This window comes from Treponema denticola (assembly GCF_024181405.1).
Lineage (GTDB): Bacteria > Spirochaetota > Spirochaetia > Treponematales > Treponemataceae > Treponema_B > Treponema_B denticola_D.
In genome coordinates this window covers 424,048-437,177 of sequence record NZ_CP051302.1, presented here as the reverse complement: position 1 = coordinate 437,177, position 13,130 = coordinate 424,048, and the positions used below count along the sequence as shown (strand labels likewise).

General features: G+C 40.9%; 7 protein-coding genes. 2 read left to right on the top strand and 5 right to left on the bottom strand.

Annotated features, from left to right (window positions below; genetic code table 11):
- Nucleotides 1-3 precede the first annotated feature (3 nt).
- Complete coding sequence (locus HGJ18_RS02015; protein ID WP_253697443.1) at nucleotides 4-417, top strand: bacteriohemerythrin; 414 nt, start codon at nucleotides 4-6, stop codon at nucleotides 415-417.
- A gap of 80 nt (nucleotides 418-497) precedes the next feature.
- On the opposite strand, the gene HGJ18_RS02010 is transcribed toward HGJ18_RS02015, so the two are convergent.
- From HGJ18_RS02010 to uvrA, 3 genes are read right to left on the bottom strand one after another with little or no spacing between them, the layout of a single operon-like run.
- Nucleotides 498-2,972: a helix-hairpin-helix domain-containing protein gene (locus HGJ18_RS02010; RefSeq protein WP_253697442.1), complete on the bottom strand. Its 2,475-nt coding sequence runs from the start codon at nucleotides 2,970-2,972 to the stop codon at nucleotides 498-500.
- Between the two features lie 49 nt (nucleotides 2,973-3,021).
- The gene (locus HGJ18_RS02005) at nucleotides 3,022-6,243 is read right to left on the bottom strand and encodes an LPS-assembly protein LptD (protein WP_253697440.1); all 3,222 of its coding nucleotides are present in this window, start codon (nucleotides 6,241-6,243) and stop codon (nucleotides 3,022-3,024) included.
- Nucleotides 6,244-6,252: 9 nt separating this feature from the next.
- Nucleotides 6,253-9,117 (bottom strand): excinuclease ABC subunit UvrA, encoded by a 2,865-nt coding sequence (gene uvrA, locus HGJ18_RS02000; RefSeq protein WP_253697439.1) that lies wholly within the window; start codon nucleotides 9,115-9,117, stop codon nucleotides 6,253-6,255.
- Nucleotides 9,118-9,297: 180 nt separating this feature from the next.
- On the opposite strand from uvrA, the gene HGJ18_RS01995 reads away from it, so the two are divergent.
- Nucleotides 9,298-11,391, top strand: coding sequence for a methyl-accepting chemotaxis protein (locus HGJ18_RS01995; protein ID WP_253697438.1), 2,094 nt, complete (start codon nucleotides 9,298-9,300; stop codon nucleotides 11,389-11,391).
- A gap of 271 nt (nucleotides 11,392-11,662) precedes the next feature.
- Here the strand turns inward: HGJ18_RS01995 and HGJ18_RS01990 are convergent, their stop codons facing one another.
- On the bottom strand, nucleotides 11,663-12,283 hold the full coding sequence (locus tag HGJ18_RS01990) for a rod-binding protein (protein WP_253697437.1): 621 nt from the start codon (nucleotides 12,281-12,283) through the stop codon (nucleotides 11,663-11,665).
- Between the two features lie 51 nt (nucleotides 12,284-12,334).
- A complete protein-coding gene (gene flgG / locus HGJ18_RS01985) occupies nucleotides 12,335-13,129 on the bottom strand; it encodes a flagellar basal-body rod protein FlgG (protein ID WP_253697436.1) in 795 nt (264 codons plus the stop codon).
- Nucleotide 13,130: the final 1 nt, after the last annotated feature.

Sequence of the window (13,130 nt, the reverse complement as noted above, 5' to 3'; positions counted from 1 at the left end):
TTTATGGATGATTTTGTTTCATGGGATGCAAGTTATGATTTAGGAGTAGAGCATGTAGATAAACAGCATAGGCATTTAGTTGAGCTTATAAATAATTTATACCGTGCGTGTTTAGGCGAAAAAGGAGCTTTAGACGAAACGTTCCGCAATGTGATGAAGGACCTTGTCGATTACGTAATGATTCATTTTAAGGATGAAGAAAAACTGATGGCCGAAATTAATTATCCTAACATACAGGAACATAAACAACATCATGAAGATTTTGTACGGGAGATACTGCATTCCGTAAGAGATTATCAAAACGGAAAACAATTCGTTGCAAACACCTTTGTGCGTTTTTTAAGGGATTGGCTTTTTAATCATATCTTAATTTCGGATAAAGAATGGGCAAAATTCTATTTTGCAAATAAAAAGTAAACCGTTTTAATCTTTCTTTGAAGCCTTTGAGGTTAAATCAAAAAACCGCCTAAGCAAATTGCGCTTGGCGGCTTTTTGATTTACTTTTTGCCCTGCAATAATATTGCAAAGGGATTGTACTTTGTACCGTCATCATCTTTGCGGGAGCGGGGTTCACCCACCTTTCTATCGCCTCGATGTGCAGGAGATCTTTCTCCTCTTGCAGCGGGGCTTCTTTCTCCTCTTTCGGAAAGCTCCTTGCCTCCCTGTACCGTCGGAGATCCTGCAGCGGTTTTAACCGTAAGCGTTTTGCCGTCCTTGGTTTTGACTACAAGTTTTTTTACCTCAGCCTTTTGCTTTGCGGTAAGACGGGATGCACCCCGGGCTTTGCCATCGGCACCGCCTTCTCCCGTTTTTCGGCTTAAAGAAATTCGGCGGCGGTCTTCGTCAAGTGAAATGATTTTACACTCTACAATGTCGCCTACCTTTACGGCCTCAAGCGGATCCGAGATAAAAGAATCGCTCATCTCCGAGATATGTAAAAGAGCCGTTTCTTTAATTCCCAAATCGACAAAGGCTCCGAAGTCTACTACATTTTTGATTTTTCCCTTTACGGTCATTCCGACTTTTAGGTCTTCAAATTGAAGAACACCTTGCTGCATGATGGGCTTAGGACAATCTTCGCGCGGATCACGGTTAGGCTTTTTTAATTCTTCGATAATATCGTTTATGGTTTGATCTCCGATATTGTACTTGGTTTTTATTTCGCTTCGGAGTTCGCCTGAGACTTCTTCATTTTTATGAATTACATCGTAAATGATTTTTCCGGTTTCATAGTTTTCGGGATGAACCCAAGAATTGTCCAAGGGGTTCGAGCTTTCGGGGATTTTTAAAAAGCCGGCACACTGCTCAAAGGACTTAGGCCCCATTCCGCTCACTTTTTTTAATTGCTCCCTGTCGGTAAAAATCCCTTCGGCTTCACGGCGGGCTACAATTTTTTTTGCAAGAGAGGAGCTTACACCCGAAACGTATTTTAACAAAGAGGCACTTGCAGTGTTTAAGTTTACGCCTACATTATTTACTACGGAACCTACAACAGCATCAAGCTCTTCGCTTAATTTTTTTTGGTTTAAGTCGTGCTGGTATAAACCGACACCTATGGATTTTGGATCAATCTTTACAAGCTCTGCAAGAGGGTCCTGCAATCTTCTTCCGATAGAAATCGCCCCTCTTATCGTTAAATCCAAATCGGGGAATTCTTCGCGAGCGACATCGCCTGCAGAATAAACTGAAGCTCCGTCTTCATCGACTACCGTAAACAATACATCGGGACAAGATTCTTTTATAACGGCGGAAACTATTTCCTGAACCTCGTGGGAGCCCGTACCGTTCCCGACAGCGATCAGCTGAACATTGTATTTTTTTACGGCTTCCAATACCAAGAATTTTGCTTCTTCGGCCTTATGCTGATAAATCACAAAAGAGCCTAGGTATTTTCCTGTTTCATCGAGAGCGGCACATTTAGTTCCCGTTCTTATACCGGGGTCAACTCCTAAAACCCTTGTACCCTTGATGGGCCGGGTCATCAAAAGATGCTTTAAGTTTTCGCTGAAAATATTTATACCGTGCTCGTCAGCCGTGTCGGCAAGGTCGCTTCTGATTTCGCGTAAAACGGCAGGAGCAAGCAAACGAACAAGTCCGTCGGCTATAGCTTCCTTATGGTAGTCGTTATTTAGTGTATACTTATTTTGCAAAAGAGAAATTGCATCTTCGATGCTTACATCTATTTTTACTTCCAAAACCCCTTCCCTTTCTCCTCGGTTAATCGCAAGCACGCGGTGGGGTTTTATTTCGTTTAAGTTTTCGGAATAGTCCCAGTACATCTGATAAACTGAAGTCTTTGCAGCCTCCTCATCGCCGAGTCCCTTGACCTCAAACTTTCCGGTTTTTATAAAATAATCATGAACGGCTTTGCGGTTTTCGGTATCTTGAGAAATTTCTTCGGCAATTATATCGGCCGCACCTTGGAGGGCATCCTCGACTGTGGGAACATTTAGCTCTTCAGTTTCGGCATCGGTTACAATAAATTCTTTAGCCTTTTCTTCAAGGGGAGCGGCTTCAAGCTCTTTCATCAAATCGGCTAAAGCCTGCAGGCCTCTTTCAACAGCAAGCATACCACGGGTCTTCTTTTTCTTTTTAAAGGGAAGCCAAATGTCTTCAAGCTCGGTAAGAGTTCCGGCCTTCATTATATTTTCATAAAGAGAATCAGTTAATTTTCCGGCAGCAAAAATACCCCGCACAATTTCGAGGCGGCGGGTTTCCAAATTTGTATAAGATTTAAACAGGCGGTCCGAATCTCTGACTTGAACTTCATCAAGAGAGCCGTGCATTTCTTTTCGATAACGGGAAATAAAGGGGATGGTGCATCCCTCATTGACCAAACTTATAACTGCAGAGACTTGAGCAACTTTTATGTTAAGTTCTTCTGCAATCTTCTTCATAATATCGGCCTCGTTTACACTGAGGCCTTCGATAAATTCATTTGTAAATTCCATAATGCTGTGAGTATATACCATAAAAAAAAGAAAATCAAGGGCTTAAAATCAGGTATCGGATTTAAGCCATTTACTTTATTTCGCCGCTTGTTACCGAAAAAACATTGTCTTCTTTTTTTGTCTGAACCTTTATATCTCCTATCGGATTCCACTGAACAAAAAATGTTACGGTAGGCACAAGTTCATAATATTTTCTTGACGCACCCGTACGCAACACAGGTTTTACGGAATATGAAAATTTCATTAGCCAATCTTTTAAATAGTGGGTCAAATCAAGGCTAAGAGATTTTAATTTAAATCCTGACTGCAATCTTGCATTTTCATCCCAAAAATAGAAAGAAGAAATCAGGTCCTTAAAAATATTTTTTTCACCGGGGATAACAATCGGAAGATTAAGCGAGTCTTGAAAATATCTTGCAATAACATCATTGCGGGAAACAGCACTAAAACTTATATCCAAAAATTCGTGTATTTTAAAAACGAGTTTAGGAGAAAATGAAAATGAAGAATCCGTTACTCTTATCAAATTAAAATTAAGAGACGAATTAAATGAAAATTCCAATTTAATTCTGTTTTTCCAAGCATAAATTTCAATAGGTTGTGATGAGTTGGAAAAATTTATATCCAACGATCTCGGAATAAATTTTTTATAAGGTAAAGCTGTCCACCCCGTACCCAAAATTAATTTATAAGGATTCTCATAATTCATTGCATAAACTGCCGACATATATTTCCATGAAAAAGAAGCGGCATATCTCTCACTTCGTTTTTCTTCAATATTATAAACATAGGATTGACTTAACGAAATATTATAAGGCAACGAAAAACTTAAACCGATATTGAACGGATCCCAAAACCATTTTTTTGCATTATTTTCTTTTTCAAATAGTCTTGTAGAAATATTAAGTTTGCCGTAAGGAAAAGCAAAGCTCCCGGCAAAGGAATAGGCTTCCAAAAGAGGATTTAAATTCATGGAGGAGGTAATCAATTGGATATAATTTTTTAAATTGATTCCAAAACCAGCAGATGCAACATGAGTTTTAATATATTCCTTGTCCCATTTTACAGGAACAGTTTTCCATTCAGGATTGTCAACTGTTCCGATAAATTTATTTTGAAGAAGGGTTTCCGAAATAGACCATTCAACAAAGGTTGGTTTAAATAAATCGTTGGAAATAAACGGGCTAAATTTTAAACTGTTCGAATTATTTATGCTATAAACATTTAATTTATAATTATTTAACTGAAGCCTATCAAGCTCCGTATTGTCCTTATGCCATATATGTTTTTGATTATTGCCGTTTAATTCAATTGAATTTGATAGATTTAAAAAACCTTGATTATACGAAAGACGGCTGTCAATTTTAGCCTGTCCGCTTAATTTATAATAGGATGAATAAAAATCGGACCAGTTAATGTCAAAAGGCTTTTTCCAATCTTCATGATTAAAAACTATATCTTGAGATGCAAAGCCGTTTAGTTTATAGGTTAAATCATAGTTTATTAAATTCGAAAAACGATTGCTTTTTACACCGTCAATTTTATATTCAGGAAACAGGTCAACGGAAAAAGCAGGAGCTTCATTCGTTGCTTTATCGTTTTTATCCTTGCCTGACTCTTCTTCAAAAGGATTTTTAATACCTGTTATGTTTTGTGTTTGTTTTCTTTCTTTTTTTTGAGACAGCATAGACGTTGAAAAAATAGTACCGCCAAGGCCGGCTCTTAATTCCGGTAAAATATTTTTAGGGTAATAAAATAATCTGTCCGGAGCATATAAAGCATCGTTTCCGCTAAGGCTTTCATTTTTCTTTGATTCAAAATTAAGCTTCCCTGAAAAAGTCTCAAGAGACATATAACTTATCCAAGGTTTTAATACGGAAAAACTCGGATTAATCGAACCGTCTACCTTCCATGAATAAAAATTTTCCAATACAGTGTCTTCGGCAGCTGCCAACTTTTCCTTGTTTAAAAAATATTTAAACCAGTTCATATCTTCGCTTCTGCCCATAAAATCTTTTTTAAAAAAAGGATCCGAAATAAACGGAAATAAAACCGAAACATTGAACGGGCTTTTTGTCATACTCATATTAAAGCTGAAATTATATCTGAAGGGTACGATTGCACCGAAAAGGTTTGCCTTATTTATAGCTTTTTCTTTACCGGGATCTCCATATTGGCTAAACAGAAGGCCGGTTCTCGGATACAGGGTATAAGAAAAACCTAAAAATCCATGAAAATCAATTTGTTTTACATATCCTTTTTTGGGAGTAAATTTTCCTTCAATGCCGGTCAGATACCCGAGCCCCGAATAAGCATCCGCTATCAGTTTTAAATACGAACCTCCGGTATCGGAAGCCGGCTCATCCAATTTTTTAAAAAACAAACCTTCCAGTTTTTGTTTTTTTACCGTGTCGCTTTGCATAAAATTGGAAAACGAAGTCGCCTCATCGCTTTTAGGTGCAGGCTTACGCCCCAGAATATAGGTTGTAGTTTGCACAAAGGCACCTTCCCTATTTTTAAAACCGAAGACAGGATGAAAAAGCATCTCATCAGCCGGATAATAAAAAAAAGGAAAGTACATGATGGGTACAACTCCGACAGATAAAAAACCGTTAAAAAAAGCCATTTCGTTTCCGGGTAAAATCCAAAGGCGGCTTGCCCGAATAGACCACAAGGGGTATTCTTCTTTACTTGTCGTAAGCAGGGCATCCTTAAAAGTTATGGCACCGCTTTCATTTCTTCCGGCAAGGCCGGTATGAATTCTAAAAGGGTCTTGATTTTTTTTTGCAGGAGCCTGCGATATAATTCCGTCAACAAAGACTCCTTCCAGTTTTTGAATATTAAAAATAAGAGCATCCCCTCTAAAACTCTCACCTTCATCGGATCCGATCTTTCGGGTATAAACAACATTTCCGATTGCAGTCAAGGTTTCACGGGTCTTGTTATGAATTATTTTATCGGCAGTAATTGTCGAAACGGAAGTTTCATCCGAAACGGAAATTGAAACAAAGCCTGTAAAAATAATCAATTCATCTTTTTTTATATTCTTTTCTTTTGAAGAATCTGTTTCGGGTTTATTTCCAAGTTCGGAATTTTCAGCCTTATCTATATCGTCTTTAGAATCTGCGTTTGGAAGCTCGGTTATAGGAGCAGACGGAACCTTTACATACTCGGTAAGTTCTGCAGAGTTAATAGTAACCTTTATTTTCTTTCCGGTTTTTTCATCAGCCTGTAAAATATTTACCGAAAAGAGAAATACAAAAAAGATTAAACCCTGCAAAGCTTTTTTCATTATTCCGTCTTACCTGACTCTTTCAAGCATTTCCTTTATATAATATCCGGTATAGGATTTTTTTATCTTTGCTACTTCTTCAGGTGTTCCCTCGGCTATGATTTGTCCTCCGTTGGTTCCGCCTTCGGGGCCAAGGTCAATAATCTTATCGGCCTGTAAGATAACGTCAAGGTTGTGTTCAATCATAATGACGGTGTTTCCCTGATCTATGAGCCGGTGAATAACCTGCATAAGCTGCTTGACATCCGCAAAGTGTAAGCCCGTTGTAGGCTCGTCCAAAATGTAGAGGGTCTTGCCTGTAGATCGTTTGGCAAGTTCGTTTGCAAGTTTTACCCGCTGGGCTTCTCCGCCCGAAAGGGTAAGAGCCGATTGGCCTAACTTTATATAACCCAAACCGACCGATAAGAGGGTTTGAAGTTTTCGGGCAATGTGGGGAATGGGAGCAAAAAATTCCGAAGCTTCCTCGATGGTCATATCCAAAACATCGGCAATGTTTTTTCCCTTATAGCGGACATCGAGGGTCTCTTTGTTAAACCGTTTCCCTCGGCAAACATCGCAGGCTATATAAACATCCGGCAAAAAGTTCATCTCGATTGTGAGGGTTCCATCACCCTGACAATGCTCGCACCTTCCGCCCCTTACATTAAACGAAAAGCGGCCGGGCTTATAACCTCTCGCCTTCGATTCGGGAAGGCTTGCAAACAAGTCCCTTATCCCGGTAAAAACGCCTACATAGGTTGCAGGGTTTGAGCGTGGTGTTCTCCCGATGGGGCTTTGATCGATATTGATAACCTTGTCTATGTGCTCAAGGCCGCTCAGCTTTTTATAGGCCCCTTCAGGAATAGAAGAACGCATAATCTTGTTTGAAACTGCCGGATACAGAACATCGGTTAAAAGGGTTGATTTTCCCGAGCCAGAAACTCCGGTAATACAGGTAAAGGCTCCCAAAGGAATTTTTATAGAAACATCTTTTAGATTATGCTCGCTCACCCCTGAAAGCTCCAAAGCATTTCCGTTCCCCTTCCGCCTTTCTTTAGGAATATCCATTTTAAGCGTACCTGCAAGATATTGACCCGTTAAACTGTTTTTTACTTTTGCAACTTCCTCGGGCGTACCTTGGGCAGTTATGTTTCCCCCGTGAACGCCTGCACCCGGACCGAGGTCGACAATGTAGTCGGCCGTGCGGAGGGTTTGCTCGTCATGTTCTACAACGATGAGGGTGTTCCCCAAATTACGCAAGTACAAAAGAGTATCAATCAGCCTTTGGTTATCCCTTTGATGAAGCCCTATCGAAGGTTCGTCCAAAATATAGAGAACACCTATCAAGCTTGAACCTATCTGGGTCGCAAGCCTGATGCGTTGGGCCTCGCCGCCTGAAAGGGTTGCAGCCTTTCTTTCTAAGGTTAGGTAGTCAAGGCCGACGTTTTTCATAAATTCCAAGCGGGCCTTAATTTCTTTTAAAATCTGGAAGGCTATGTGTTCTTCCGTTTCAGTCAGCTTCAATTTTTCAAAAAACTCGATAGAATCCCCGACGGAAAGGCAGGTAAGGTCATGAATGTTTTTATTGCCCACCGTTACGGCCAGCACTTCGGGTTTAAGCCTCATTCCTCCGCAGGTTTTGCAGGGCTTTATCGACATAAACTTTTCATAATATTCTCTGATAGAAGCCGAGTAGGATTCGTTATATTTCCGGTTCATGTCGGCCATTATCCCCGGCCAAGGGCGGTTATAAGAATATTTACCCGTTCCGCTTTTGGCCGTATAAGAAAACTGAATCTTCGTATCGCCCGACCCATCCCAAATGATAGTCTGGATTTTTTTGGGAAGCTTATTCAAGGGTGTATCAAGAGAAAAATCGAATTGGGCAGCGAGGGCTTCAAAGCGAACCCTGTTCCATTCTGATTCGGGATTATACGGAACGAAAACGCCCTCATTAAACGAAAGACTCTTATCGGGGGCTATCAGGTCTTGGTCAAAGTGCTGAGTCATTCCGAGTCCCGTACATTCGGGGCAGGCCCCTATCGGGTTATTAAAAGAAAAAAGGCGGGGCTGCAATTCGGGCATCGAAATGCCGCAATCAGAACAGGCATTTTTTTGCGAAAAGAAAACCTCGGTTACGGGAGAATCCTTACCGTCCTGCCTAGTAGCAAGCAGGGTTCCGCCTGAACTTTCCAAGGCTGTTTCGACGGACTCGGAAAGGCGTTTCCGCACATCTTTCGACAGCTGAATTCTGTCTACGATTATTTCGATTGTGTGTTTTTTTTGTTTATCGAGCTTTACCCCGTCTTCGAGGTTTACAAGGAGGCCGTCTATACGGGCACGCACAAAACCTGAGGCTATTGCATCACTTACTATCTTTTGGTGTTCTCCCTTTTTTCCCTTTATAATTGGAGCGAGAATCTGAACGCGGGTTCCTTCCGGCCAGCTCATAATCGTATCTATAATTTGGTCAACCGTCTGCTCCTTAATTTCTTTTCCGCAAGAAGGACAGTGGGCATGTCCCGTACGGGCAAAAAGGAGACGATAGTAGTCATAAATTTCGGTTACCGTCCCGACCGTGGAGCGGGGGTTTCGGTGCGTCGTTTTTTGTTCTATAGAAATAGCAGGCGAAAGCCCCTCGATGTAATCCACATCGGGCTTATCCATTCTGCCTAAAAACTGACGGGCATAAGCCGAAAGGGACTCTACATAACGGCGCTGCCCCTCGGCAAAAATGGTGTCAAAGGCGAGGGAGCTTTTTCCCGATCCTGAAAGGCCGGATATAACGATGAGCTTATCGCGGGGAAGCTCCACATCAATGTTCTTTAAATTATGTTCACGGGCACCTTTTACGATGAGTTTATTTAGGTGTCCGCCTTGATTTTTATTGTCCATAAGGCAAGCATTATACACAAAAAATGAGGTTTTGTGAATAAGTATCACATACTTAGAATTTTTAAAAATTTATACTAAGCACCGTGTAACTATTAAAACTTTTAAGTATTTATGTTGATACTTCATACATATTTTACAACTCACACATTCAAAATTATTTTACTTGAAGGAGAAACCTATATGAAAAAAAGGGGATCAATAAGAAATAAGCTATTGATTATAGTCGGTGCTTTGATTTTTACGGCAGGCTTTACGCTGGGGGTTTTGGGAGTACGCACGGCGCGGAAAACCGTATCTGAAAAGGTGGTAACTCATCTAAAAGATAAGGCAACCGACACGGCAGAAATTATTAATGGAAGGGTTACGGCTTTTTTCCAATTTTTGGAGGGAATAGCCCGTATGCCTATCTTAACCGATAAAAGTCTTTCACATTCTGAAAAAGCAGCCATATTGGACAAAGAAGTCGCTTTTAATGAAAGATTGGAGGAGCTTAATCTGTATAATGTTTCAGAAATAAGCACTGCAAATGACGACCAATTTATATCGATAAAGAATAGTACCTGGTTTAAATCCGCTGCAAGCGGCAAACGGTTTGCATCCGAGCCCATTTTATCCCATTCGCTTAATAAACTCGTTTTCGTCTTTGCGGTTCCCGTGTACGGCAAAGATAGGGATGTTGTTGCCGTATTAAACTGTACAATCGGCGCAGAGCATCTATCCAACGATATTGAGGATATTATAGTCGGAGAAACAGGATATTGCTATATTTTAGGTATGACCGGAACAACAATAGCACACAAAAAGTTTGAATTGGTCAATTCTCAGGATAATATTTTAAATAATGCAAGATCAAATAAAGACTTTGCCTCTTTAGCAAAATTTACGCAACAAGCTTTAAGCGGCACAAAAAGTGAAGTAGGATTTTATGAGTACAAGGGAGAATCATGTATAGCCTCTTATGCAAAGATTGGCAACACGGATTGGACTGTCATTATAAGAGCACCTATAAAACAGTTTATGGGAAGTATTGATACTCTGCGCAACAAAATGCTGTTTATAGGCTTTACTATTTTAGCAGTAAGTTTGGTTATACTCTTTATTGTTTGCTATAATATGCTAAAACCCATAAATGTTGTGGTGTCCGCACTCAAGGATATCGCCCAAGGAGAAGGCGATCTGACGGTCCGTCTGCCTTTGGTCGGAAATAATGAGGTAACCAACTTATCGGAATACTTTAATCAGACAATCGAAAAAATCGGAACATCAATTAAAATAGTCGGGGAAAGCAGCGACGAGATGACAAACACAGGTTCGGAACTTGTAAGCAATATGACGGAAACAGCCAGTGCCGTACATGAGATTAGCGCAAATATCGACGGAGTAAAAAAACAGGCTCTTACCCAGGCTGCCAGTGTCAGCGAAACGGCAACTACCATAGGAGATATTATCCGAACAATAAAAAATCTTAACGGAAGTATTGAAAATCAGGCAGCAAGTGTTGCAGAGTCTTCTTCGGCGATTGAACAAATGGTAAGTAATATTACTTCAATTACACAAACTTTGGATAAAACAAACGATGTTATAAAAACTCTTGCGGCTGCCACTGCCGACGGAAAAGAAACTGTTGTCGGAGCAAACAGTGTAACACAACGCATAGCTGAAGAATCGGGCGGTCTTTTAGAAGCCAGCAATGTTATTCAGCATATTGCAAGTCAGACAAACCTATTGGCTATGAATGCAGCTATTGAAGCCGCCCATGCAGGCGAGGCAGGAAAGGGCTTTGCCGTTGTAGCCGATGAAATACGCAAGCTGGCAGAAGAATCCAGTACTCAGGGAAAAACCATTACCTCAACCCTTAAAATACTTTCGGGAGAAATTGAAATGCTTTCGAATGCTGCAAAGACAACAGAGGATAAGTTTAACACTATCTTCAACTTGTCCGAGCAGGTAAAAACAATGAGCCAAAATGTAATGAATGCCATGCGGGAACAAGAAAACGGCAGCCGTGAAGTACTCACCGCAATCCGTGACATAAACATAGTAACAAACCAAGTAAATGACGGCTCTGCCGAGATGCTAAAAGGCGGCGAAAATGTTGCAATTGAAATGCAAAAGCTTGATGCTCTGACACGCGTTATAACTGACAGCATGAACGAAATGGCTGCAGGTGCAGTTCAGATAAGCAATGCAGTACAGGATGTAAGCGAGATTACCCAAAAGAATAAACGCAGCATAGACAGCCTATCTACCGAGGTCGGAAAATTTAAGGTATAAAACTAATTTAACCGCAAGGAACACAAAGGACACAAAGAATTTTTTAATGCTTTCATAATAACGCATTACTTCTGACTAGCTTAATTTTTAAATTTAACCCAAAACTTTTATTGTCATCTCGACTAAAAAGTAAGCTAGAAATTATATAACAATGCGGGTTCTTAGTGATTGCAAGCCGGCGTAGCAATCCAAGCCCTAAGCGGTTCTTTTGAAGATAGGAGGGGTTATAGGGGAGGTCACAACCAACGAAGTTTCGAGGTCAAGAAATCTTTTATCCGAAAAAGTGTCTTTCCTCCCCTACACCTGAAAGTTCCAGATAGATTTGATCGGCGAGGCCGAAGCCTGCGTTTTTGGTCATGCTGCGGCCGAGCTCATCATACATCATGTCTTGGTACATCTTGCCCGCAAAAGATTCGTCTCCTGCAAGAGTTTTTCCCGTCAAGGTATTCCGCATAGAGTCGAGCATTATTTTTACAAAGTAGGATTCAAACTCAAGAGCCTGCTCATAAAGCTTACTCGTCCTGTCAATCGAATATTTTGAATGAACCGTTTCGCCGGATTTTCCGAAGGAGGAGGCCATGCCCTGAACCTCCCTGTGAGTGTCGGCCGGAACGGGGTTTTCTATCTTCATGGATTTTAAAATATCGCCCGGGAGGCGGGTATCAAAGAGGACTTCTGAGGAGCCTGTTTTTAAGCCTGAGACGGAAGCAGAACTTTCGCCTTGAATATTGGAAATAATAGAAGACGCTCTTTCAGAACCTCGCAGAGCTTCAAGCATTTGAGTAAAATTTTGTTGAGATTTTGCCGATGCAGGGACTTCACTTTTATTTATCAAAGAATTTTTTACCTCTTCCCTGCCCGCTTGATTTGTTCCTATTTTGTTTACTTCCATTTCTTTCCTCCCAAGCCTTAACTAAAAATTATCTTTAAGAATTAACTAAAACTATCGCTTTAAACTTACCGCAGTGCCAAGCATATTGTCGCTTGTCTGGATAGCCTTAGAATTAAACTCGTAAGCTCTTTGAGCCACAATCATATTTACCATTTCGCTTACGGTTGAAACGTTTGACATTTCCAAAAACTTGTGCTCGGTTCTTCCGAAGCCGGTAAACCCGGGACGCCCCGGAATAGCCGTGCCTGATGCAGGAGTCTGCCTAAAAAGGTTAGAACCCTCGGCTGAAAGACCTGCGTTGTTCTGGAAGCGGTAAAGCTCTATCTGGCCTACTTCGATCGGATCGTCTATATCGCCGACCTTAACGGTAACCCGGCCGTCCCTGCTGACTGCAATCGTATTTTCACGATAGCCTTCGGGAAAAATAATTTCGGGCAAAACGCGTAAACCGTTTGAGGTTACAAGCTGGCGGTCTCTATCAATCTTAAAAGAGCCGTCCCTTGTATAAGCATAGGTTCCGTCATATTGAAGAACCCTAAAAAAACCTTCACCTTGAATAGCTATATCGCTTGTTACACCCGTATTTTGCAATGAGCCTTGTTCAAATATTCTCTGGGTAGCGGCAAGCCTTGCACCGTGTCCCATCTGAACTCCTACCGGAGTAATCGTATCCTCTGTAGCAGGTGTACCCGCGGTTTTTACCGTCTGATAGATGAGGTCTTCAAATTCCGCTCTCTGCTTTTTAAAACCGCTTGTATTTACGTTTGCCAAGTTGTTTGCAACCGTGTCGATGTTTGCCTGTTGAGTGTTCATGCCTGTTGCGGCCGTCCATAAACTTCTAACCATA

Coding starts and splice junctions, on each gene's coding strand:
- HGJ18_RS02015 (WP_253697443.1), top strand. CDS start 4: ATGGATGATTTTGTTTCATGGGATGCAAGTTATGATTTAGGAGTAGAG.
- HGJ18_RS02010 (WP_253697442.1), bottom strand. CDS start 2,972: ATGGTATATACTCACAGCATTATGGAATTTACAAATGAATTTATCGAA.
- HGJ18_RS02005 (WP_253697440.1), bottom strand. CDS start 6,243: ATGAAAAAAGCTTTGCAGGGTTTAATCTTTTTTGTATTTCTCTTTTCG.
- uvrA (WP_253697439.1), bottom strand. CDS start 9,117: ATGGACAATAAAAATCAAGGCGGACACCTAAATAAACTCATCGTAAAA.
- HGJ18_RS01995 (WP_253697438.1), top strand. CDS start 9,298: ATGAAAAAAAGGGGATCAATAAGAAATAAGCTATTGATTATAGTCGGT.
- HGJ18_RS01990 (WP_253697437.1), bottom strand. CDS start 12,283: ATGGAAGTAAACAAAATAGGAACAAATCAAGCGGGCAGGGAAGAGGTA.
- flgG (WP_253697436.1), bottom strand. CDS start 13,129: ATGGTTAGAAGTTTATGGACGGCCGCAACAGGCATGAACACTCAACAG.